Raw genomic sequence first — 22,825 nt, 5'->3', positions numbered from 1 at the left:
CGGTAGCCTCCGCGGAGCATGAGCCGAGGGCCCGAGGCCCTCGCTCGCCCGCACGGCGGGGCAGGGGAGCACCGTCCACAGGACGCGGCTCCCCGCCCCGGCCGACGCGGCACCCGCCCCGTGCCGTTCCGCCTCACGCGAAAGCGAACGCGTTCCGTTCCGCCCACGCCGAGAACGGGCGCGGCGCACGTCCCAGGACCCGTTCCACGTCCGGGCTCACCCGCTGTTCCTCCGCGCTGGGTTCGCCCATCACCGACAGCATGCCGTCGACGGCGTCCTCCGGCAGGAACCGCACCAGATGCGACCGCGCCTCGGCCGCGCTCTGTGCCACGAACTCCACCGGCTCGCCGACAGCCTCGGCGAGGGCCCGCACCTGCTCGCGCGGCGACACCCCGGCCGGACCCGTCAGGACGTACGTACGTCCCGCGTGCGCAGGATCGCGCAGCGCGGACGCGGCGACCTCCGCGATGTCCGCGGGATCCACCACCGGCAGCGCCACATCCCCGAACGGGGACGCGACCGTCCGTGCGGTGCGCACCTGTTCGGCCCACAGGTACGCGTTGGAGGCGAAGCCGCCGGGCCGCAGCACCGTCCACTCCAGGCCCGACTCCCGCACCGCCGACTCGAAGGCGCGGAGGAAGTCGTGCGACACGGAATCGTTCCGCGTCCCCACCAGCTGGGAGGACTGGAGCACGATCCGCCGCACCCCGCCGGCCACCGCCGCCGCCACGATCTCGCGGGGCCGCAGGGTGTCCCCGAGGCCCGCGACGAGCAGGTAGACGGCCTCGGCGCCCTCGAACAGTTCCTTCAGGCCGTCCACGTCGGCCAGGTCGCCCCGACGGTGGACCACACCGGCGGGCAGTCCGTCGGCAGGGCGACGGCTCACCGCCGTGACCTCCTCACCGGCCGCGGCCAGTGCCTCCACCAGCGGTCGTCCGACGTTTCCGGTCGCTCCGGTCACCACGATCACAGCAGTTCCCCTTCCCAGGGTCCGCGGCGGTGCGCTGGCGCCCCGCCGTCCTCGTGACCTCATCCTGGAAGGGAAACTGGCCATCTTCTGGCCAGTTTCGCGAGCGGTTTCCCCAGTGGTTTCCCCAGCGGTTTCGCGAGCGGTGTCCTGAAAGACCGATCGGCCTGCTCAGTCCCCCTCGCCGAAGCGGCGTTCGAACCGCGCGACCCGGCCCTCGGAGTCCACCGTCCGCGCCGTTCCCGTGAAGAAGGGGTGGCTCTCGGAGGAGATCTCCACGTCGATCACCGGGTACGTGTTGCCGTCGTCCCACTCGATGGTCCGCTCGCTGGTCGCGGTGGACCGGGTCAGAAAGGCGTACCCGGCCGACCGGTCCCGGAAGACCACGGGTCCGTACTCGGGCTGCTTGTCCTGCTGCACGTGTCCTCCTCGGGCTCTCGCCCTGACTCGTCCGCCCTGACGTGGGCGTCTCGGCTCGTCCGGCCTGGTCCGGCACGGCACCCCCAGCCTCGCCGGGCCTGTGGCGGCCGACCAGCGCCACGGGCCCGACCGGGTGACGGACGGACCCGCCGGGGAGGTGTCGGGCTCAGCGGGGCTCGGGCCAGCGGGCCGCGAGCAGCAGGGCGATGTCGTCCGGCCTGGCCGTGGCCTGCCGGGCCTCCCGGATCAGCCGGTCCGCCGCCTCCGGGAGGGTCATCGAACCCGTCGAGGCGAGCGCCCGCCGCAGGCGTTCGATCCCTTCGTCGATGTCCGTGCCGGGCCGCTCGACCAGCCCGTCCGTGAACAGCGCGAGGACGTCTCCGGGCGCGAGCCGCAACCGCGTCACGGGATACGAGGCACGGTCGTCGACCCCCAGCACGACCCCGCCCGCCAGCTCCACCAGCCGAGTCGTCCCGCCCGGGCTCAGCAGCAGCGGCTGCGGATGCCCGGCCCGTACCGCCCGCGCCTCGCCCGTCTCCGGGTGGAGCAGCACATAGCAGCAGCTCGCGAACTGACCGGGATCCAGGTCGATGAGGAGCCGGTTGGTACCCCGCATCACGTCCTGCGGCCGATGGCCGCCCAGCGCGAACGCCCGTACCGCGCTGCGCAGCTGCCCCATCGTGGCCGCGGCCGCCACCCCGTGGCCCTGGACGTCGCCGATCACGAGCGCCAGCCGGTCGTGCCCCGTCTCGATGACGTCGTACCAGTCGCCGCCCACGTCCATGCCCTCGGTGCCCGGCAGATAGCGGCCGACCGTCTCCACACCGGCCCGCACCGGCAGCCGGTGCGGCAGCAGCGCGTCCTGGAGCCCCCGCGCGACCGCCGACTCCGTGTCGTACCGCTGCGCCCGGGACAGCGCCTGCGCGATCAGGCCCGCCAGGGCGGTGAGCACGGTCCGCTCCTCCGCGCTGAACGTACGCGGCCGGTCGAAGCCGAGGATGCAGGAGCCCACCGGTCGTCCCGAGGCGATCAGCGGCAGGAAGGCCCGAGCCCCCGTGTGGGCGTCGAGCGGGAGCTCCGGGTACGCCAGTCTCAGCTGCTCCATCGACTCGAAGAAGAGCGGCCGGCCCGTCGTCAGCGTTTCCACCCCCGGCATCCGGGAGTCCAGCGTGACCCCGTCGAAGGGTTCGAGGAAGCCCGGCGGGAAGCCCGTCTCCCAGGCGAGGTAGAGGCGCCGGTCGCTCAGCAGGTAGATCGCCAGCTGCCGTCCGCCGAAGGCCGGCAGCAGCTCCTCCGTCACCACGGCCGACACCTGGCGTGCCGTCACGGCCTCCGAGAGGGCGATCGCCAGCGCCACCGGCCGGTACAGGGCTGCCGCCCGGTCGCCGCGGCCCTCGACGTCGTCGTCCGTCGCCGGCTGCGGACGGTCAGGACCGCGCGCGCCGTCAGGGCGGCCCGGAGCCGCGTCGGGACCGGCGAGGTCCTCCTCCGGAACGAGGACCATGGTCACGCCGTCCCGGCCCGGATGCAGCGAGACCGTGAGCCACCGGCCATGCTCCGGACGGGCCAGGAAGCGCACCGGTTCGTCGGAGAGCAGCGCGGCCCGGAGCTGCTCCTCGTGGAAGGGCAGGCCGAACCACGGCAGCGCCTCCCAGAGAGGCCGCCCGGCGAGCGCTCCGCGCGGCCGGCCGAGCAGTCGCTCCGTGCGTTCGTTGAGGTACGTGATCCGGCCCAGCCGGTCGATCGCCAGGATCGCCCGCGGCAGCCGGTCCGTGGCGTCCGAACCCACCAGACCCGTCCCCAGGTCGACGAGCGTGCCCGAGAGCCGGCCGCCGGTGCGCGGCGGACCCCCGGCCGGCTCCGACGGCTCCTGCCGGGCAGTGGCCGACACCTCCAGGAGGTGCAGCCCGCCGTCAGGGCCCTTCAGCCGGATCCGGCGCACGGTAGGCCGTCCGTCCTCGCCCGTCGCCTGGAGCGCCGCCGCCCACAGCGCGTACGCGTCCTCCGTGTCCAGCCGGGAGGTGAGCACCTCGATCGAGCAGGGCGAGGTCACCCCGGCCCCGAGGATCTCCCGCAGCCCGCCGTCCATGGTGACCGTGCCCGTGTCCAGGTCCCAGTCGAAGGAACCGAAGCGCACGGGCGGCGCGGAAGCGGAGGACAGCTGTACGCACACGGGGTCGCCGGTCCACTCGGCCGCGGTCCCGTGAGCCGTGAGGGCGGTCAGCGACTCGCCGAGCCGGAGCGCGTCGCTGGTCATGCGGGCGCGGTCGCGCGCGCTCACGCCCTCGCCCGGTCTCGGCGCCCGCAGCACCACGAGCACCCCGAACCGCTCGCGGCCCGCGACGACGGGCGCGTACAGCGAGGCGAAGGGGAACGGCAGACTCGCGACCAGTTGGGGGAACCGCCGCATCGCGTCGTCGACGTCGGCGAGATGGACGGCCTGCCCCGAGCGGTGGACCTCCGCCACCGGGAACGGCCGGTTCGTATGCATCCGCCACCACGGGCGGAACAGCGGCCCCGGTAGCCCCACGAGGACCGAGAGCCGGAGCAGACCCGGCGTCTCCGACCGCAGGTACACCCCGCCCGCGTACCCGCCGACCGCCTCGACGGTCCGCAGCGCCGCCTCCGCGAGCACCCGCGTCAGCGCACCCGAAGCGGGCCCGTCGGCAGCCCCGGTCCCGGACGGGCGCCCGGTACCGCCCGCCGGGCCGGGGCCGGACGTGCCGTGCGAGGTCACACAGCCAGGATGCCCCTGTCATGAAAGCCCCCGCATCCCGGGCACGGCTCGAGACGCCGCCCGAGCGACCGGAACATGGTGTGCCCCCGCCCGGCCTTGTTGACCGCACGCGCCCGCACCGTCACACTCGGTCGTCGACCACCACCGGTGCCGCCATCGACGCGCGGCGCCGCCACCTCGCTGCCAGGGGGCACGATGACGGGCCGGGTTCTTCCGTACGACGTTCAAGGCGAAGGCCCCGGCCGGGCCCTCGTCCTCCACAACTGGTTCGGCGACCGCACCAGTTTCGCCCCGCTGCGCGCCCATCTCGACGAGGCCGCCGGCACGTACGCCTTCGTCGACTGCCGGGGCTACGGCGAGGCCCGCGGCATCGACGGCGCCTTCACGATGGAGGAGACCGCCGCCGACGCCCTCGCCGTCGCCGACGACCTCGGCTGGGACTCGTTCTCCGTCATCGGACACTCGATGGGCGGCAAGGCGGCCCAGCTGATGCTTCTCGACGCGCCCGACCGTGTCCGCTCCCTCATCGGCATCTCACCCGTCTCCGCCGCGGGATTCCCGCTCGACGGAGAGACCTGGGACTTGTTCGCCGGCGCCGCCGACGCCCCGGCGAACCGGCGCGCGATCATCGACAACACCACCGGCGGCCGGTACGACGACGCCTGGCTGAGCGCCCTCGTCGAGCGTTCCGTCAGCCGCTCCTCGGCGACGGCCTTCCGGGCCTATCTGGACTCCTGGTCCGGCCCCGACTTCCACGAGCGCGTCCGCGACAACCCCACCCCCGTCCTCCTCGTCGTCGGCGCCCACGATCCCGCGCTCGGTACGGAGGCGATGGAGGCCACCTGGCTGCGCTGGTACCCGAACGCGCGCCTCCACGTGCTCAAGGACGCGGGCCATTACGCCCCCGAGGAGACACCGCAGGCCCTCGCCGAGGCCATCGAGGCCTTTCTCGCCGCCTGACGGGACCTTCCGTATCCGAAGGTCGTCGGGACCGACGACTTTCGAGGACAGCGGTGGGCCGGCGCCGCATCGGATCATCGTGCTCACACCCCCACGGGACGGTCTCCGACGGACCGTCCAGGACCGGCAGGAGCACAACCGATGGGCCTCGCACAGTCGCAGCACCGCTTCCTGGTGCGGCAGAAGGTCACCCTGATGGCCAACCGCTATCTGGTGCACACCATGGGCCCGGACGGCGAGGAGGCCGAACTGGTCGCCTTCGCCCACCAGAAGCGGATGGCCCTCAAGGAGCACGTCACCTTCTACACCGACGAGTCCCAGCGCCAGGTCCTCTTCACCTTCCGGGCCCGGCAGGTCATCGACCTCGGTGCGACCTACGACGTCCACGGCGCCTCCGGCACACGGCTGGGCGGCTTCCGCAAGGACTTCGGTGCGTCCCTGCTGCGCAGCACCTGGCACCTGAACCGGGAAGGGGAGGCCCAGGAGACCACCGGACAGGAGCGGAACCGGACCGTGGGGATCCTGCGGCGCGGCTGGGAGTTCCTCCCCTTCACGGAGCTGCTCCCCTTCGTCGTGCCGTACCACTTCGACTTCGCCGAGGCCGGACGGCCCGTCATGTCCGTCGAGAAGCGTTTCGGAGTGCGCGACCGGTACGTCGTGGACATAGCCGACCCGGAGCTCGACCGGCGGCTCGCGATAGCCCAGGCCGTCGCCCTCGACGCCCTGCAGTCCCGCTGACCTGTCCCGCGGGGGCGACCCGTCTACCCTGGAGAGACGGGCAGGGGACGGGACACACCGTTCCTCCCGGCGCCCGGGCCGCGTGCGGAAGGGCGGCGGACCATGGACTTCAGCGATCGCACCGACGCGGGCCGGCAGCTGGCCGCCCGTCTCGACCACCTCAAGGGCCAGGACGTCGTGGTCCTGGGCCTCCCGCGCGGCGGAGTACCGGTGGCCGCGCAGGTCGCCGACGCGCTCGACGCGCCCCTCGACATCTGTCTCGTGCGCAAACTGGGGGTGCCGTACCAGCCGGAGCTCGCGATGGGCGCCCTGGGGGAAGGCGGCGTACGCGTCCTCAACGACCAGGTGCTGCGCGAGACCGGCGTGGGCGAGCGGGACCTCGCGGCCGTGGAGGAGCGTGAGCACGTCGAGCTCGAAGAGCGCACGCACCGTTACCGGGGCAGCCGCCCGCCCGTGCCGCTCGACGGCAGGACGGTCGTCATCGTCGACGACGGGCTCGCCACGGGCGCGACGGCGCTGGCCGCCTGCCGGGTGGTCCGGGCCAAGGGTGCCGCGCGGATCGTCCTCGCGGTCCCGGTCGCGCCGCCCGGCTGGACCGCCCGCCTCGGCGGCGAGGCCGACGAGACCGTCAGCGTCCGCGAGCCCGACTTCTTCTACGCGATCGGCCAGTTCTACCGCGACTTCTCGCAGACGTCCGACGCGGAGGTGCTCGACTGCCTCGCCCGCAGCCGGGCCGCGCGCGACCCCGTCGTCCGGGACACGGACGTCCGGATCCCGGCGACCGGCGCCACCCTCGCCGGACGGCTCGCCGTCCCCGACGGCGCGACCGGCATCGTCCTCTTCGCCCACGGAAGCGGCAGCAGCCGGCACAGTCCGCGGAACCGCGCGGTCGCGGCGGCCCTGAACCGGGCAGGTCTCGGGACGCTGCTCTTCGACCTGCTCACCGAGGCCGAGGCGACCGACCGGGCACACGTCTTCGACACCCCGCTGCTCGCCGGACGGCTGGCGAGCGCCACGGAGTGGCTGGCCGGGCACCCCGAGGGCGGCGAGCTGCCGCTCGGCTACTTCGGGGCGAGCACGGGCGCGGCCGCCGCGCTGTGGGCGGCGGCCGATCCCGGTTCCGGCGTCGCCGCCGTCGTCTCACGCGGCGGCCGGCCCGACCTGGCGGGCGAGCACCTGGGCCGGGTGCGCGCCCCGACCCTCCTGGTGGTGGGCGGCCGGGACGCGCTCGTGCTGGACCTCAACAGACGCGCTCAGGCCTTGCTGCGCTGCGAGAACCGGCTGACCGTCGTCCCCGGGGCCACCCACCTCTTCGAGGAGCCGGGCGCCCTGGAGGAGGTGGCGGAGCTCGCCACGGACTGGTTCGCCGAGTGGTTCCGGCTCAGTAGGCCCCGTTGACGTTGTCGATGGAGCCGTAGCGGTCGGCCGCGTAGTTGCAGGCGGCCGTGATGTTGGCGACCGGGTCGAACAGGTCCGTGGACGTGCCCGGGACGTGGTAGGCGTCGAAGGTCGGCTGGATGACCTGGAGCAGACCCTTCGAGGGGGTGCCGGCCACGGCGTTCGAGTCCCAGAGGTTGATGGCCCGGGGGTTGCCGGAGGACTCGCGCATCACGTTGCGGAGGATTCCGTCGTACGAACCGGGGATGCCGCGCTGGGCCATGATGTCCAGCGACTGCCGGATCCAGCCGTCGAGGTTGTCGGCGTACTGGGTGGCGGCGGCCGGGGCGGCCTTGACGGCGGGCGCGGCGGCGGGCGCCGCCTGCGCGGCGGAGGCACCCGAGGCGGCGGCCGGGGCCGCGGCACGGCGCTCGGAGCGGCTCGCCCGCTCCGTGGTCGTGGAGCTCTTCTTCTGCGCGGTCGCGGATACCGGGGCGGGCTTCGTGGCGGGCTTCGCGGAATCCCGACGAATCGTCAGTTCGAGACCGGGGTGAATGAGTGACGGATTGTCACCCACGGCGGACTTGTTGGCCCGGTAAATCGACTTCCAGCCGCCCTGAATTCCCTTCTTCTGGGCGATCAGGGAAAGCGAGTCACCACTCACCACGGTGTACGTGCGCGCGGCGGCGGGGGCCGAGGGAGCGGCAGCCGGAGCGGCGGGCTGGGCCGCGAAGGAATGCGCGGCGAAGGGCTGCGCGGCGATCTTCGGTGCGGCCGAAACGGTCTCGGCGCCGGCCGTGGCGGGGACGACCAGCGGCAGGGCCAGGGCGGCGCCGCCCGTGCCGGCGAGCGCGAGGCCGCGGGAGACGGTGCGGCGACGGGGGCGGCGGTGCTTACCGTGTGCAGGCATGACGGATGTCCTCTCCGGCGCCTGCGGGGTGAGCTGTCGGGTTCGGACGGGAGATGTCCGGCCGCGCACACGCGGCTGCACCCCGAGCCGTTCCGGATTCCGGACCGGCGAATTCGTGGGTCCCCCGCTCCTGCCGTCGGGTGAAAGGGAGGTGTTTTCGGGCGGCGGCAGGATTAGGCGTTCCGCTCGAATGGGGGTGACCGTAGGCCAGCATTGCGCCGGATAACAAGAGGATCTGATCGCCGGCTCCCGGAATTGGATCTCCGAATTCAGGGAATTCAAGATCGACCGGGCTCGGGAGGCGGTGAACTTCCGTGTGCGGTACGGGCTGCGGGTGTACGGGTCCCTGACGAGGGCGAGAGAAAGTGAACCGCGTCACCAGGAGAGTAATGTCCGAATATGCGATGTAATTCCGTTGGTGAGTAAATGGGCGGAAATTGGCCGAGGTGGGCTGTTCGCCCGCGCTGGTGCGAGTGGGGCACGCCCAGTGCGGGCAAAAGTCGCAAACTAGACATTCTTCTTGAAGGATGGAGGTACCCGACCCAGGAGCCACCCGGATGCCGACCTCCATCGCCCCGATCAGCCCGGACACCCTCGACCGCGAGGCGGCCGCTCTCTTCGAGAGCGCCACCTGGCAGCGGATCGTCACCGACTGGACCGCCCCCGCTCGGCCGGCCCCCGCGCCGGAGCGGACGCCCGAGCCCGCGGACTGGCGGGCCCTCCTCACCGTGTCCGTGGACCGGCTCGTGGCCGACGCGCTCGACGCGCTCCCGCCGTCGGCCCCCGTCGAGACGCTCCCCGGCCGCATCGGAGCCGTACTCCCGGACCGACTGCACGCCTGGCGCCGGATCGGCCGTCCCGAGCTGCGCCCCTCGGTCCACCTCGGCTACGCGCGGCTGGTGCTCACGGAGTGGGGCTGGCAGAACGCGCCGTACAAGCTGCGCGACGCGCGGGGAGCGCGCTGTGTCTGCGGCGCGCTCCTCGCAGCCCACCGCCTCGGCTACGGCAGCGCGGACACCATGAACGAGGCGGCCGCCTGGATCATGACCGAGCTCCGGTCGCAGGGATGGGGCGAGCTGATCGGTCCGTGGAACCGGGCCCCCGGCCGTACGGCCGCCGACGCGGTGGGCCTCCTCGACGCGACGATCCGCCGCGCCGCGCACGCCGGCCGGTGAGTCCTGTCGGTGAGCCCTGCCGGTGACACCGGCCGGTGCGACCGGCCGGCGTGCGCGGGTTCAGCCGGTGACGCTCGGGGCTCCGGTCTCGATGTGGCCGGTGTACCGGCGTGACCAGGTCCCGTCGATGTCGGCGAGGATCGTGAAGTCGTACCAGCCGCCGTTGTAGGCCACCGCGTTGAAGAAGTCCTCGCGGCTGGAGTTCGCCGGGACCGTGTAGGTCCACGGTCCGTCCGTGCGGTAGGCGTTCGAGCGGATCGTGAACGTCACCGGAGCAGCCGAGGTGTTGGTCATCCTGAACCACAGGGCCGTCCGGCCCGTCCCCGCCTCCGGCGCGAACCGGGCCGCGACCTCCACGGCCTTGCCGGCCTTGGACGCGTCGCCGGTGAAGCGCCGCAGGAAGCGGTTGGGGCCCATCATCGAGATGTCGTACTTCCCGGATCCCGACCCGAGCCCGATGTTGAAGTAGTCGGAGGCCGTGCCGCCCGCGTCGACCGTGTACTGCCAGGCGGCCGTGTCGCGGTGCTGGTGCGGGTGGATCGAGAAGTGCGCCGCCTGCTTGGCCTCCACCCCCTGGTTCGTCATCGAGAACCAGGCCAGGATCTTGCCGGCGGCACCGAACTCGAACCGGTCGAGGTTGCCGTTCACCTGGTACGGCAGGGCGCGCGCCGGGCGGGTGCCGGACTCCTGCGCGGGCTGCGCGTTGTTCTGCGGCGCCGGGTTCGGCAGCGGGCCGCAGGTGGCCTGGCCGATCACCTTCGCCGTGGAGGGGAGGCCGGCGGGCACTCCGTACACCGGGTGGGCGAAGTCGAAGACGCTCGTCAGGTCGCCCGTCACCCGGCGCCGCCAGGCGCTGATGTTCGGACAGGTGGCCGGTGTGCCGAGGGCCGCCGTCCAGGTCTCCATGAAGCGGAGGACGGAGGTGTGGTCGAAGACCTCGGAGCTCACCCAACCGCCCCGGGTCCACGGGGACATGACAAGCATGGGGACACGGAAGCCCAGTCCGATCGGCACGCCGTCCAGGTACTCGCCCGGTGTCCCCGGCGGGGCGACCGGCGGCGGCACGTGGTCGAAGAAGCCGTCGTTCTCGTCGTAGTTGAGGAACAGCACCGTCGAGTCGAAGACCTCGGAGTCGGCGGCCAGCGCGCGGTAGACGAGGTCGACGAAGTGCGCGCCGTCCCCGGGCGGCGCGTACGGGTGCTCGGAGAACGCCTCGCTCGCCACCACCCACGACACCTGCGGCAGCGTGCCCGCCACGACGTCGGCGCGGATGGCCGCGGCGATGTCGTCAGGCGTCGAGCCGGTGACCTTGGGGACCGAGCCCATGCCCCGGTCGTACAGCGGGTCGCCGGGGCGGGCGTCGGTGAACTTCTTGAAATAGGCGAGACCGTTGTCGCCATAGTTGTCCTGCGCGTTCTGGTAGACCTTCCAGCTCACCCCGGCCCGCTGGAGCGCCTCCGCGTACGTCTCCCAGGTCAGCCCCGACTCGTCGCCCCCGTCCTTGCTGGAGCCGTCGATCTTCCCGCTCCACAGGAACGTCCGGTTGGGGCCGGTGGCGCTGAGCGCCGAGCAGAAGTACGCGTCGCAGATCGTGTAGTGGTCGGCGAGCGCGTGGTGGAAGGGGATGTCCTCGCGGTCGAGGTGACCGAGCGTCCGCGTGTTGCCCACGCCCATGACCCAGTTGTCCATCCGGCCCTTGTTCCAGGCCGCGTGCTGCGAGGTCCAGCTGTGGGGCAGATCGCCGTTGCACTGTGCGAGGGTCTCGCCGTCGACGCCGCCCGCGGGCGGGGTGTCGCTGAGCTTCCACGGGTACTGGCGGCCGCCCCAGTTGGGCTGGTGGAACATGCCCCAGCCGCCGGGCAGATTGCCGGCGGCACGGTCGCCGAACCCCCGTACGCCGCGCAGCGTGCCGAAGTAGTGGTCGAAGCTGCGGTTCTCCTGCATGAGGATCACCACGTGCCGGACGTCGGTGAGCGTGCCGGTCGCGGCACGCGCGGCGGCCGATGCCCGGCCGGGCGCCAGCGCCGCCCCGGCGACGAGCCCCGCGCCGATTCCGACGAATCCCCTGCGGCTGATGGGAAGCATGCCCCGCCTCTCCTGTCACGGCGTGCCCGCGCGGCACGTCGGGAGCCATGATGGGGGAGGGGAGCTTAAAGGTATACGGCCGTGCAGTAATTCCTGGGTTAACAGCCCAGGGCCATGGAATGCCGGTGTGGAGATTGGTCCGACCTCATACCAATAAGGCTGATGTCTGGCTCCGTCCCGGTCAGACGGTGAGGACCTTCACCCCGGCCTCCGTGAGCTGCGCCGTGGCCTCCGCCGAGATGTCCGTGTCGGTGACCAGGAGATCGACCCGGTCCAGACCGCAGATACGGGCGAACGCGCGGCGGCCCATCTTGGAGGAGTCGGTCACGACGACGACCCGGCTCGATCGCTGGGCGAACAGCCGGCTGATGCTCGCCTCGTCCTCGTGGTGGGCCATCACGCCCAGCTCGGGGTCGACACCGTCGACCCCGAGGATCACGACGTCGAGCACGACCTCGTTGAGCACGCCGACGGTCAGCGGGCCGACCAGCTCGTACGTCTGCGGGCGTGCCACCCCGCCCGTCGTGACGATCTTGATCTGTGGGCGCACCGCCAGCTCGCCGGCGATGTTGAGCGCGTTGGTGACCACGGTCAGCGCGGGCCCGGCCGCGCCCCCGCCCGCCGCCTCCGCCCGGCCGCTCGCGAACCGCAGGGCGAGCGCCCGTGCCACCTCCGTCGTCGTCGTGCCGCCGTTGAGCCCGACGACCTCCCCGGGGGCCACCAGATCGGCCGCCGCCGCGGCGATCCGCTGCTTCTCGGAGGCGTGCCGCGCCGACTTGTAGCGGAGTGGCAGCTCGTACGACACGCCGTGCGCGACCGCCCCGCCCCGCGTCCGTACGAGCAGCTGCTGCTCGGAGAGTTCGTCGAGGTCCCGGCGGATCGTGGCGGCGGAGACCGTCAGCGCGGTCGCCGCCTCCTCCACCTCGACTTTCCCCGAGGCCGCGAGCAGCTCCAGGAGTGCGTTCCACCGCTCGTGCTTGGACATCGGCCCATCCCCTCCCGATCGTGCGCGCGTCCGATTCTATCCGTCGGTGCGCGTCAACCCTGGCAACGTATTGCGTATATCTGCTTGAATGAGTCCACCTTCACGCAGCTTCACGCATTCTTGCTCCATCATCGCGCACTCTTCTTGCAAGGAGTCCTGCATGACCACCTCACGCACCGCCGTGGAGATCGCCTCCCAGCCGGCCATCTGGCGACAGGCGGCCCGCACTCTTCCCCAGCACACCGCCGCCCTGCCCCGCCGGGGCGAGCGCGTCGCCGTGATCGGCTGCGGCACCTCCTGGTTCATGGCCCTGGCCTACGCCGAGCTGCGCGAGGCCGGCGGTCACGGCGAGACCGACGCCTTCGCCGCCTCCGAGTTCCCTTACGGGCGCCGCTATGACCGTGTCGTGGCCATCACCCGCTCCGGCACCACCAGCGAGGTACTGGCCGTCCTCTCCCGCCTGCGCGGCGAGGTGCCCACGGGCGCGCTCACCGCCGACCCCACGACCCCCGTGATGGACCTCGCCGACGAGGTCGCCGTCCTGGACTTCGCGGACGAGGAGTCCGTCGTCCAGACCCGCTTCGCGACCACGGCGCTCGCCCTGTTCCGCGCGCACCTGGAGTCCGAGGACGCCCTGCCCGCCGGCGTACGGCCCCTCGCGGAGGCCGCGGAGGACGCCGAGCGTGCCGTCGCCGTTCCTCTCGACGACGCGGTCCTCACCGCCGAGCAGTTCACCTTCCTCGGCACCGGCTGGACCTACGGCCTCGCCCTGGAGGCCGGGCTGAAGATGCGGGAGGCGGCCGGGGCGTGGACGGAGTCGTACCCGGCGATGGAGTACCGGCACGGCCCGATCAGCATCACCGGCCCGGGGCGCGTCGCATGGGGCTTCGGCACCCTCCCCGTCGGCCTCGCGGACGAGGTGCGCAAGGTCGGCGGCACGGTCGTCGAGAGCGATCTCGACCCGCTCGCGGACCTGATCCGGGCCCAGCGCCTGGCGGTGGCGGTGGCCGAGGCCCAGGGGCTGAACCCCGACACCCCCCGGAACCTGACCCGTTCCGTGGTCCTGGCCGACCACCATGCCTGACCGCCCCGAGCCCACCGACTTCCAGGAAGCAGGATCATGCCACTGACGCCGACCGACGAGATCGTCCGCCGGGCCCGCGCGGCCGGGACGGGCGTGGGGGCGTTCAACGTCCTCCAGCTCGAACACGCGCAGGCCATCGTCGCCGGCGCGGAGGCCGCCGACCGCCCCGTCGTCCTCCAGATCAGCGAGAACACGGTCCGCTACCACGGTGCTCTGGAGCCGGTCGCCCTCGCGTCCCTCGCCGTCGCCAGGGCCGCGAAGGTGCCCGTCGCGGTCCACCTCGACCACGCCGAGAACCCCGACCTCGTACGCGAGGCCGTCGCGCTCGGCTTCGGCTCGGTGATGTTCGACGCCTCCAAGCTGCCGTACGCGGACAACGTGGCCGCGACCCGCGAGGTCGTGGAGCACTGCCATCACCACGGCGTCTGGGTGGAGGCCGAGCTGGGGGAGATCGGCGGCAAGGGCGGCGCCCACACCCCGGGCGTGCGCACCGACCCCGAAGAGGCCCTCGCCTTCGTGACCGCCACCGGCGTCGACGCGCTCGCCGTCGCGGTCGGCAGCGAGCACCAGATGCTGACCCGGGACGCGGTCCTCGACTTCGAGCTGATCGCCCGCCTGCGCGCGGCGGTCGACACGCCGCTCGTCCTGCACGGCTCCTCGGGCGTCTCGGACGCGGACCTCACGGCGGCGATCGCGGCGGGCATGACGAAGGTGAACGTCTCCACCCATCTGAACAAGGCCTTCACGCAGGCGATCCGTACCCACCTGGCCGAGCACCCCACCGCGTTCGACCCCCGCCATTACCTGACCCCGGCCCGCACCGCGGTCGCCCAGGAGGTCTCGCACCTCCTGACGGTCCTGTCCCCGTCCTGACGGGGAGGGCGTGAGCCAGGGTCAGGTCACCGCGCCCGGTGTGAGGGTCGGCGGAGTCCAGTCCGCGTGCCGCAGGATCGCGCCGAGGGTCACGCGGGACGGCGCGAGCCGGAGAACGGTGTTGCGTACGGAGACGGCGAGGGGATGGGTCAGCTGCTGGCCCATCCGGCCGGCCTGGCGGGCCGCTCGGGCGATGGCCTGGCTGCGCGGGCGCCGCTCGGCGTCGTACCCGGCGAGGGCCGCGCCGAGGTCGGGCGCGGTGGCGAGCGCGGCGGCGAGGGTGGCCGCGTCCTCCAGGGCCTGGCAGGCGCCCTGGCCGAGGTTGGGGGTCATGGCGTGTGCCGCGTCGCCGAGGAGGGCGACGCGGCCGGCGACGAAGGAGGGCAGGGGCGCGACGAGCTCGTGGATGTCGTGGACGGCCCGCGAAGCCGTCCGCGCCTTCCTCGCCGCCCACGGCCTCACGGACGCCGAGGAACGCACGGTCACCTTGCTGACCTGCGTGGACGGCCTGGTCTTCGACCGCCTGATCAACGGCGGGCCGGTCACGGAGAGGGAGATCACCACACTCGTGACGGCGGCCCTGCGCTGAACGACGAAGCCCCCTGCCCGGCGCGGAGACCGCGGGCGAGGGGCTGCGGGTGGCATGCGTCAGGATGGGGGCATGACCGAGATCCGTACCCCCCGCCTCATCCTCCGACGCTGGACCGACGACGACCTCGTCCCCCTGGCCGAGATCAACGCCGACTCCGAGGTCATGCGCTGGATCGGCGACGGATCGGTGCGGGACCTGGAGGAGACCGCCGGGGACATCGAGCGGTACGAGGAGGAGTGGGACGACGAGGGCTTCGGGCTCTTCGCCGTCGAGCTCATCGCCTCCGGCGAGCTGATCGGCTTCGCGGGGCTCTCCGTGCCGGAAGGGCTGCCCGAGCTGCTGGCGGACGTGGAGATCAGCTGGCGTCTCGGCAGGCCCTTCTGGGGACAGGGGTACGCCTCCGAGGCCGCCCACGCGGTCCTGGAGTTCGCGCTCCAGGACCGGGGGCTCGACCGGGTCGTCGCCCTCACCCACATCAGCAACTCGTCCGCCGAGAACATCCTGGGCAAGCTCGGCATGACCGCCGAGCGCGAGACCAACCACCCGGTCTTCGACGTGCCGCTGCGCGTCTACGCCATCGACCTCACCGAGTACCAGGCCTGATCAGGCGCCTTCGGTTCAGTGGCGCTCGGGCAGGTCCCGCTCCGCCGGCAGCAGCGTCAGGTCACCGGCCGTGGGCGAGGCGGCCGCGCGCGAGGTCGGGGCCGCCGGCTTCTTGCCGCAGAACGCCGCCTCCAGCGTCCCGCCGAGCGCCGTGTTGGCCGAGCCGTGGTTCGAGGTGTTCGCCACCGCCGAGAGGCTGCGCTTCCCGTCACGCGTCGAGAAGGCGTACGTGTAGAAACCCTGCACGGTGCCGGTGTGGCCGAAGATCTGCGTGCCGCACGAGAGGTCGTACCGGCGCAGCCCGAGACCGTAGAAGCGGGTGTTCGTGGCGTCCGTCGGCGTGACCGTCGTCATCGCCTCCAGCATGGCCGGCGACAGCAGCCGGCCGCGCATGAGGGCGCTGGTGAAGGTGTTCAGGTCGCCGGGGCTGGAGATGACGGCCCCGGCGGACTGCGCCCAGGACACCGTCTGCTCCGTGGAGTCCACGAGCGGGGCGCCCTCCTCGTCGGGGTGCAGGTAGCCGCGCACGTGCAGCCCCTTGATGCGGGTGTCCGGGTGGACGTACGAGGTCTTGCGCAGCTTCAGCGGCTTGAAGATGCGGCGCTCGTACGCGTCCGCGACCGGCCGGCCCGTGGCCTTCTCGATCAGCATGCCGACCACCACGAAGTTGGCGTTCGAGTACTTGTACGACACTCCGGGCTCGGTCGTCCGGGGCAGGGCCAGGGAGAGGTCGACGAGCTCCTGGTAGGTGAACGCCTTGTTGCGCACCGCTTCGAAGCCGGGCACCGTGCTGTTGAACATCTGGTCCGTGTAGTCGGCGAGACCGCTGCGGTGGGTGAGCAGGTGCCGGACCGTGATGCGGTCGTCGGGCAGCAGGCCGGGCAGGTACGTGTTGACCGGCGCGTCGAGCGTCAGCTTCCCCTCGTCCACCAGCTGGAGGAGGACGACCGTCGAGAACGTCTTGCTGACGCTGCCGATCCGGAAACGGGCCTGGACGTCCATCGCCGCAGCCGAGACACGGTCCCGCACACCGACGGTCCGGCTCAGGACGCCGTCGGGACCGGAGTACCGGGCCATGGCGCCCGGGGCGCCGTTGGCCATCGCCGCGTTCAGCGCGGCGGTCACGCCCGCCATGTCGGGGGCCGGAGCGGGCGCGGGGGCGGTGGTGGCCCCGGCGGAGGTGGCGGCGGGCGCGGGGGCGGCGAAGGCGTTGGCCGCCGGGGCGACACCCGCCGCGAGGGCGGCGATCAGGGTGGCGCTCACGGTCAGGCGGCGGCGGTGGGACGGCAGGGTCACAGTGGTTCCTCGGCTTCTTCCGGTGCATCCGGATCGTTCGGCGCGGTGCGGCAGCGGTGGGCCGCGGGGCCGGGAACGCGCGACCGTGACGGTGCGACCGTGACAGTGCGACCCCCGTGCCCATGGATCATGAGTGACAACGCCGGAGAAAAGTTCCTGACACGGGGGACGAGTTCCGGAGGGCACTGTTCCGAGCACGGGGACACAGGCGGCCGGGGAGGCCACGTACCCTCGTTCACGTGCCCAGTTCCCGCCTGCATCGCGTCGCCGTCCTCGTCCTCGAAGGCGCGAAGCCGCTCGACGTCGGCATCCCGGCGCAGGTGTTCACGACCCGCGCGAGCATGCCGTACGAGGTACGGGTCTGCGGCGCGGCGCCCGGTCCCGTCGCGGGCGGCGACGGACTGTCGTACCACGTCGCCCACGGCCTCGACGCCCTCGCCTGGGCCGACATCGTCTTCGTCCCCGGCTACCGGTTCCCCGACCGCGAGGACCCGCCCCAGGCCGTCGTCGACGCGCTGATCGCCGCCCACGAGCGGGGCGCGCGCCTGGCCGCCATCTCGACGGGAGCGTTCGCGCTCGCCGCGACGGGACTCCTCGACGGCAAGCGCGCGACCACGCACTGGCACTACGCGCGGGCGCTCGCGGCGAAACGCCCCCTCGTCCGGGTCGACGAGAACGTCCTGTTCGTCGACGAGGGCAGCGTCCTGACGTCGGCCGGCGCCGCTTCCGGCATCGACCTGTGCCTGCACATCCTGCGCGGCGACCTCGGCGTGGCCGCCTCGAACCACGCGGCCCGACGCCTCGTCGCGGCCCCGTACCGCAGCGGCGGCCAGGCGCAGTACGTACCGCGCAGCGTGCCCGAGGCCCTCGGCGAACGGTTCGCCGCCACACGTGAATGGGCGCTGCACCGGCTCGGCGAGCCCCTCACCCTGGAGATCCTGGCCCGGCACGCGGCGGTGTCGGCACGGACGCTCTCCCGCCGGTTCGTCGAGGACACCGGGTACACGCCCATGCAGTGGGTGATGCGGGCCAGGATCGACATGGCCCGCGAGCTCCTGGAGCGGTCCGGGCGGGGCGTCGAGCAGATCGCGGCCGATGTCGGCCTCGGCACCGGAGCCAATCTGCGGCTGCACTTCCAGCACATCCTCGGCACCACGCCGAGCGAGTACCGGCGGACCTTCGCGCAGGGCGAGTAGCCCGTTTCCGCCGGTCGGCGGGCGTGTGGCACCCCCTTGGCGCGATCCTTGCGGACCGTGGCGATCACGCCGCTGTCACGGGCCGATTTCGTACGCGAGTCTGAAGCGCAACGGAACGGAACGGAAGGGACACCGCTCATGACTCGCATCGCGATCAACGGATTCGGCCGCATCGGACGGAACGTGCTGCGCGCACTCCTGGAGCGCGACAGCGACCTCGAGGTCGTCGCCGTCAACGACCTCACCGAGCCCGCCGCCCTCGCGCGGCTGCTCGCCTACGACACGACGTCCGGTCGTCTCGGCCGCCCGGTCAGCGTCGAGGGGAACACCCTCGTCGTCGACGGCCGCCGCATCACCGTCCTGGCCGAGCGCGAGCCCGCGCAGCTGCCCTGGGCCGAGCTGGGCGTCGACATCGTGCTCGAGTCGACCGGCCGCTTCACGTCGGCCAAGGCCGCCCGCGCCCACCTCGACGCCGGTGCGAAGAAGGTCCTCGTGAGCGCCCCGGCGGACGGCGCCGACGTCACGCTCGCGTACGGCGTCAACACCGACGCGTACGACCACGAGCTGCACACGATCGTCTCGAACGCCTCGTGCACGACCAACGCGCTCGCGCCGCTGGCCGCGGTCCTCGACGACCTCGCGGGCATCGAGCACGGCTTCATGACGACGGTCCACGCCTACACGCAGGAGCAGAACCTGCTGGACGGCCCCCACCGTGACGCCCGCCGCGCCCGCGCCGCCGCCGTCAACATCGTGCCGACGACGACCGGCGCCGCCAAGGCCATCGGCCACGTGCTGCCGAACCTCGACGGCAAGCTGTCGGGCGACTCGATCCGCGTACCGGTCCCCGTCGGCTCGATCGTCGAGCTCAACACGACCGTTGCCCGCGACGTGACCCTCGAGGACGTCCTGGCCGCCTACCGCACCGCTGCGGAGGGTCCGCTCGCCGGCGTGCTGGAGTACTCGGAGGACCCGCTGGTCTCCTCCGACATCACGGGCAACCCGCACTCGTCGATCTTCGACTCGGCCCTCACCCGCGTCGAAGGCCGCCACATCAAGGTCGTCGCCTGGTACGACAACGAGTGGGGCTTCTCGAACCGAGTGATCGACACGCTCCAGCTCCTCGCGGGCCGCTGACCGTAAGACCCCGGCCGAGCAGGCCCGCACACCTGCCCGGCCCTCCTGAGAGCGCTCCGGCCCCGGCCGTCCCCCTTGCGGACGGCCGGCCGGAGCGCTCCGCCATGCCCCCTCCCGGCCGCGGGAACCGGGCCCATAGGGTGGCAGGCATGACGATCACCCGAATACCTCGCGGTTCCGGAGAGCGCAAGCAGGACGTGGTGGCGCGGCTGGAGAAGGAGCTGGACATCTGGGTGGCATCGGCGGATGCCGAAGGGGAGCCGTATCTCGTGCCCTTGTCCTTCCTCTGGGACGGGGAGTTCGTCTGGCTCTGCACCCGGTCGGCCAACCCCACCGGCCGTAATCTCCTCGCCGGAGGGCGCGTTCGGCTCGCGCTCGGGGATCTGCGGGACGTCGTGCTCGTCGACGGCGAGGTGACGACCTTCAGCACGATCGACGTGCCCACGCCCGCCGTCGAGGCGTTCCTCGCCAAGACCGGCTGGGACCCGCGGATCTCGGGCCCCGCCTACGGCTGGTTCCGGGTACGACCCCGCGCGGTCCAGGCCTGGCACGAGGAGCACGAACTGCCGGGGCGGCACATCATGCGGGACGGTGTCTGGGCCGTGTAGCGCCGGCCGGCGAGCGCCTCGACTGGGCAAGTGCCCATTCCGGCCGTGGCAGCCTTGGGCTCCTGCCGGGAGACAGCCGTGCCGGGGGACCCCGACCATGGGCACTGGCCGCGATTGCGAGGACGCGCAACGCGCCGTATCCGTGAAGGAGTTCCTATGTCAGGGAGATTCAGCCGAGCACTCGGCAGCGCCCTTCTCGCCGTCGTGCTGGCGGCAGTCGCCACGCCCGGCACCGCCGGTGCCGCGGAGGCGCCCACCGGCAGGATCGCGTCGCTCGGCACCGACTGGGGTCAGACCGGCCCGTACGAGGTGAACGTCGACATCGGCGTCGTGCACACCTTCTACTACCCGCGCGACATGGGGCGGTCGGGCGAGCGGCACCCGGTGGTCATCTGGGGCAACGGCACCGGCGCCGTGCCGGGGATCTACAGCTCGCTGCTGCGGCACTGGGCGAGTCAGGGCTTCATCGTCGCCGCCGCCAACACCCCCACCTCCAACTTCGCGATCAGCATGCGCGCCGGGATCGACGTACTGGAGCAGTGGAACGCCGACAGCGGCAGCCCGTTCTACGGGAAGGTGGACCTGGAGCACATCGGCTCCGCCGGACACTCGCAGGGCGGCGCGGCGGCCATCAATGCCGCGATCGACCCGCGCGTCGACACCGCCGTCCCCATCCAGCCGGGTCCCCTCGCCAGCGCGGACCTGATGGACGAACCCGTCTTCTACCTGGCCGGTCAGCGCGACCTGACCGTGTGGCCCGCCCTGGTGAAGGCGTTCTACCGGGACTCGTCCCACGTCCCCGCCGTCTACGGCGAGGTCCGCGGAGCCGGACACCTCAGCTCCATCGGCGACGGCGGGGACTTCCGTGCCCCGACCACCGCCTGGCTGCGCTTCTGGCTGATGGGCGACGAGCAGGCCCGGGGCGTGTTCTTCGGCCCCGGCTGCGGCTACTGCGTGGACGACGACCTCTGGTCCGGCTGGGACCGCAACACCAAGGCGCTGCAGATCCCCGGTCCGACGTCCTGACACCGCGCCGTCGGTGAGACCCGTCCCTCCCGGGGCGGGTCTCGCCGTCTCACCCGTCGAGGAACTCCGCACACCGGTACGGGCCCAGCACCGCTCCCTCGGCCGGGCGCACACTGACCTCGACCTCGTCCGCCCTGACCTTCGGGTCGAGGACGGACTGGGCGCGCGCCAGCGTGCACACCAGCTGCCCCGTGCCCTGGTCGCGCCCCGACAGCGGGTACGGGCCGTCGATGCGGATCGTGACGCGGGCGCCCTTACCGCTCACCGTGTAGCCGCCGAGCTCCTGGACCAGAGAGGTGAGCCCGTCGCGCTGCTCGGCGGGCCCCGGGCCCTGCGCGAGCAGCTTCACGACCGAGTTGAGGTCCTTGAGGCGCTGATCGAGCAGGGGTACTCCGCGCAGGCCGCTGTCCGACGCGTAGTACAGCCGCATCCCGCGCGTCAGCCCTGTCGCGGGCTCGCCCGCGCCTATCACCCCGGTCGGCTGGACACCGCAGCCGGCGAGGGCGAGCCCCGCCGTCGCCAGCGCGGTGACCGCGACGCCATGACGGACCTTCACTCCGTGTCCTCTCCGGTGAGTCGCTCGTCCGTACGCCGCAGGGGCAGGGGCAGGGGCAGGCGCAGCGTGAACACCGCGCCGCCGCCCGGCCCGTCGGCCGCGTCGATCGTGCCGCCGTGCAGGCGGGCGTTCTCCAGCGCGATCGCCGTGCCGAGGCCACTGCCCTGCCCGCTGTCGTCGGCCGCGCCGCGCGTGCGGGCCGCGTCCGCCTTGTAGAACCGGTCGAAGACCCGGTCCCCGCTCCCCGGCGGCAGCCCGGGACCGTGGTCGGCGACCTCAAGCGTGACCCACTCCCCGTCCTCCGCGACGGTCGTCCCGAGCGTCACGGTGACCGGCGGGGCCCCGTGCCGCAGCGCGTTCCCCACCAGGTTCGCGACGATCACGTCGACGCGGCGCCGGTCGACCCGCGCCCGTACGCCCTCGACGAGGTCCGTCCGTACGCGATCGGTCCAGCCGCGCAGCGCGAGCGACGCCCGTACGGCCTCGGCGAGATCCGTCTCGGCCGCGTTCAGCCGTACCGCCCCCGCGTCGAAACGGGAGATCTCCATCAGGTCCTCGACCAGCCGGGACAGCCGGGCCGTCTCCGCGCCGACCGTCCGGGCCGCCCGCGCCGCGTCCGGCGGCAGCTGGTCGGCGTCCTCCTCAAGGACCGTCGCCACCATCGTCATCGCCGCGAGGGGCGTGCGCAGCTCGTGCGATACGTCCGCCACGAAGCGCCGCGCCTTCGCCTCCTGCTCGCGCAGCTCCGCGTCGGAGGCCTGGAGCGCGTCGGCGGTGTCGTTGAACGTCCGCGCCAGATCGGCGAGTTCGTCGTGCCCGGTGACGGCGACCCGGCTGCCGAGGTCCCCGGCCGCGAGCTCCCGCGTGGCCCGCCCCAGCTCCCGTACGGGACGAAGCACCGTCCGCGCGGCGAGCAGGGCCAGGACGGCGGCGAGGAGCACCACCGGCAGGACACCCGACCGCACGGAGTCGAGCAGAGCGGCGGTGTCGTCGCGCTCGGCCCGCAGGTCGGTGATGGCGAAGACCTCGAGGCCCGAGGTACGGCGGTCCCCGTCGGCGTACGTCACGGGCATGCCGACGACCAAGTACGGCTCGCCCCGCCACATCACCCGCTGGAAATGGGCCCCGGTCCCGGTGCGCACGGCGGTGCGCAGCCCGGTGGTGACGCGGCCCTCCGTGTCGGCGAGCGAGTCGGAGACGGCGACGAGGTCGTGGTAGCGGGCGACCACGATGCGGGCGCCGAGGCCGTCCGAGACCTTCGTCGCGAACCGGGAGAGGGAGCGTTGGTCGGGCGGGACGTCGAAGTCGGCGGCGACCGCCGTGACCCGCTCCCGCAGGTCGTTCACGGCGGTGTTCTGTGTGCGCTGGAGAACGGCGGTGCGCGCGTCCCGGTAGGCGAGCGCGGTCGCGGTCACGGCGCTGAGCAGCGCGACGACGACGAAGGCGACGACGAGCCGGGTGCGCAGCCCGCCGACGAGCCGGCTGCGCACGCCGTGGGCC

General features: G+C 72.7%; 20 protein-coding genes, 2 pseudogenes and 1 riboswitch. Of the genes and pseudogenes, 12 read left to right on the top strand and 10 right to left on the bottom strand.

All coding sequences use genetic code 11. The annotated features are described in order from the left end of the window. Positions 1-133: 133 nt before the first annotated feature. From OG357_RS01030 to OG357_RS01020, 3 genes are all read right to left on the bottom strand, one after another. The gene (locus tag OG357_RS01030) at positions 134-970 is read right to left on the bottom strand and encodes an NAD(P)H-binding protein (RefSeq protein WP_329619262.1); all 837 of its coding nucleotides are present in this window, start codon (positions 968-970) and stop codon (positions 134-136) included. Positions 971-1,138: 168 nt separating this feature from the next. After that, entirely contained in the window at positions 1,139-1,387 is a 249-nt protein-coding gene (locus OG357_RS01025; RefSeq protein ID WP_329619261.1) for a type B 50S ribosomal protein L31, read from the bottom strand. Positions 1,388-1,553: 166 nt separating this feature from the next. Then, positions 1,554-4,124 (bottom strand): SpoIIE family protein phosphatase, encoded by a 2,571-nt coding sequence (locus OG357_RS01020; protein WP_329619260.1) that lies wholly within the window; start codon positions 4,122-4,124, stop codon positions 1,554-1,556. Between the two features lie 195 nt (positions 4,125-4,319). Between OG357_RS01020 and OG357_RS01015 the strand changes: the two genes are divergently transcribed. The 3 genes from OG357_RS01015 to OG357_RS01005 all read left to right on the top strand — a co-directional run bounded on the left by OG357_RS01015 (position 4,320) and on the right by OG357_RS01005 (position 7,220). Beyond that, positions 4,320-5,084: an alpha/beta fold hydrolase gene (locus tag OG357_RS01015; protein ID WP_329619259.1), complete on the top strand. Its 765-nt coding sequence runs from the start codon at positions 4,320-4,322 to the stop codon at positions 5,082-5,084. A gap of 141 nt (positions 5,085-5,225) precedes the next feature. Then, positions 5,226-5,822 carry a hypothetical protein gene (locus tag OG357_RS01010; RefSeq protein WP_329619258.1) on the top strand — a complete coding sequence of 199 codons (597 nt, stop codon included), beginning with the start codon at positions 5,226-5,228 and terminating at the stop codon, positions 5,820-5,822. A gap of 102 nt (positions 5,823-5,924) precedes the next feature. Continuing rightward, the gene (locus tag OG357_RS01005) at positions 5,925-7,220 is read left to right on the top strand and encodes an alpha/beta family hydrolase (RefSeq protein WP_329619257.1); all 1,296 of its coding nucleotides are present in this window, start codon (positions 5,925-5,927) and stop codon (positions 7,218-7,220) included. Here the strand turns inward: OG357_RS01005 and OG357_RS01000 are convergent. Next, entirely contained in the window at positions 7,204-8,109 is a 906-nt protein-coding gene (locus OG357_RS01000) for a LysM peptidoglycan-binding domain-containing protein (RefSeq protein ID WP_329619256.1), read from the bottom strand. The two genes, OG357_RS01005 and OG357_RS01000, sit on opposite strands and share 17 nt — an antisense overlap. A 5-nt stretch (positions 8,110-8,114) precedes the next feature. Then, positions 8,115-8,268, bottom strand: a riboswitch (cyclic di-AMP (ydaO/yuaA leader). Between the two features lie 398 nt (positions 8,269-8,666). Here OG357_RS01000 and OG357_RS00995 point away from each other — a divergent pair. Continuing rightward, entirely contained in the window at positions 8,667-9,284 is a 618-nt protein-coding gene (locus OG357_RS00995) for a DUF6197 family protein (protein ID WP_329619255.1), read from the top strand. A gap of 60 nt (positions 9,285-9,344) precedes the next feature. Here OG357_RS00995 and OG357_RS00990 read toward each other — a convergent pair whose 3' ends face one another. Further along, positions 9,345-11,369, bottom strand: a complete 2,025-nt coding sequence (locus OG357_RS00990; protein WP_329619254.1) for a phosphocholine-specific phospholipase C — start codon at positions 11,367-11,369, stop codon at positions 9,345-9,347. A gap of 181 nt (positions 11,370-11,550) precedes the next feature. Continuing rightward, positions 11,551-12,354 carry a DeoR/GlpR family DNA-binding transcription regulator gene (locus OG357_RS00985; protein ID WP_329619253.1) on the bottom strand — a complete coding sequence of 268 codons (804 nt, stop codon included), beginning with the start codon at positions 12,352-12,354 and terminating at the stop codon, positions 11,551-11,553. Positions 12,355-12,514: 160 nt separating this feature from the next. Between OG357_RS00985 and OG357_RS00980 the strand changes: the two genes are divergently transcribed. Beyond that, on the top strand, positions 12,515-13,438 hold the full coding sequence (locus OG357_RS00980; RefSeq protein WP_329619252.1) for an SIS domain-containing protein: 924 nt from the start codon (positions 12,515-12,517) through the stop codon (positions 13,436-13,438). Positions 13,439-13,474: 36 nt separating this feature from the next. After that, entirely contained in the window at positions 13,475-14,311 is an 837-nt protein-coding gene (locus OG357_RS00975; protein ID WP_329619251.1) for a class II fructose-bisphosphate aldolase, read from the top strand. Between the two features lie 21 nt (positions 14,312-14,332). On the opposite strand, the pseudogene OG357_RS00970 reads toward OG357_RS00975, so the two are convergent. Further along, positions 14,333-14,728, bottom strand: a pseudogene (locus OG357_RS00970) (FAD-dependent monooxygenase); the annotation flags it as partial. Between the two features lies 1 nt (position 14,729). Between OG357_RS00970 and OG357_RS00965 the strand changes: the two are divergent. Together OG357_RS00965 and OG357_RS00960 are read left to right on the top strand one after the other, a co-directional pair. After that, positions 14,730-14,900, top strand: a pseudogene (locus OG357_RS00965) (TetR family transcriptional regulator); the annotation flags it as partial. A gap of 72 nt (positions 14,901-14,972) precedes the next feature. Continuing rightward, a complete protein-coding gene (locus OG357_RS00960) occupies positions 14,973-15,506 on the top strand; it encodes a GNAT family N-acetyltransferase (protein ID WP_329619250.1) in 534 nt (177 codons plus the stop codon). A 15-nt stretch (positions 15,507-15,521) separates the two neighbouring features. On the opposite strand, the gene OG357_RS00955 is transcribed toward OG357_RS00960, so the two are convergent. After that, a complete protein-coding gene (locus tag OG357_RS00955) occupies positions 15,522-16,802 on the bottom strand; it encodes a serine hydrolase domain-containing protein (RefSeq protein WP_443066611.1) in 1,281 nt (426 codons plus the stop codon). A 239-nt stretch (positions 16,803-17,041) separates the two neighbouring features. Between OG357_RS00955 and OG357_RS00950 the strand changes: the two genes are divergently transcribed. The 4 genes from OG357_RS00950 to OG357_RS00935 all read left to right on the top strand — a co-directional run bounded on the left by OG357_RS00950 (position 17,042) and on the right by OG357_RS00935 (position 20,769). Beyond that, on the top strand, positions 17,042-17,998 hold the full coding sequence (locus OG357_RS00950; RefSeq protein WP_329619249.1) for a GlxA family transcriptional regulator: 957 nt from the start codon (positions 17,042-17,044) through the stop codon (positions 17,996-17,998). Between the two features lie 138 nt (positions 17,999-18,136). Beyond that, positions 18,137-19,135 carry a type I glyceraldehyde-3-phosphate dehydrogenase gene (gap, locus tag OG357_RS00945; protein ID WP_329619248.1) on the top strand — a complete coding sequence of 333 codons (999 nt, stop codon included), beginning with the start codon at positions 18,137-18,139 and terminating at the stop codon, positions 19,133-19,135. A gap of 149 nt (positions 19,136-19,284) precedes the next feature. Then, a complete protein-coding gene (locus OG357_RS00940; protein WP_329619247.1) occupies positions 19,285-19,743 on the top strand; it encodes a pyridoxamine 5'-phosphate oxidase family protein in 459 nt (152 codons plus the stop codon). Positions 19,744-19,899: 156 nt separating this feature from the next. Beyond that, positions 19,900-20,769 (top strand): poly(ethylene terephthalate) hydrolase family protein, encoded by an 870-nt coding sequence (locus OG357_RS00935; protein ID WP_329619246.1) that lies wholly within the window; start codon positions 19,900-19,902, stop codon positions 20,767-20,769. 49 nt (positions 20,770-20,818) lie between these two features. Here the strand turns inward: OG357_RS00935 and OG357_RS00930 are convergent, their stop codons facing one another. Together OG357_RS00930 and OG357_RS00925 are read right to left on the bottom strand one after the other, a co-directional pair. Then, positions 20,819-21,325, bottom strand: coding sequence for a hypothetical protein (locus tag OG357_RS00930; RefSeq protein ID WP_329619245.1), 507 nt, complete (start codon positions 21,323-21,325; stop codon positions 20,819-20,821). Further along, the gene (locus tag OG357_RS00925; RefSeq protein WP_329619244.1) at positions 21,322-22,815 is read right to left on the bottom strand and encodes a HAMP domain-containing sensor histidine kinase; all 1,494 of its coding nucleotides are present in this window, start codon (positions 22,813-22,815) and stop codon (positions 21,322-21,324) included. Before OG357_RS00925 ends, OG357_RS00930 begins: the two co-directional genes overlap by 4 nt. Positions 22,816-22,825: the final 10 nt, after the last annotated feature.

The sequence above is a fragment of the Streptomyces sp. NBC_01255 genome (assembly GCF_036226445.1).
Lineage (GTDB): Bacteria > Actinomycetota > Actinomycetes > Streptomycetales > Streptomycetaceae > Streptomyces.
The sequence above is the reverse complement of the archived record's forward strand: the minus strand, read 5'-3'. Positions and strand labels throughout refer to the sequence as shown.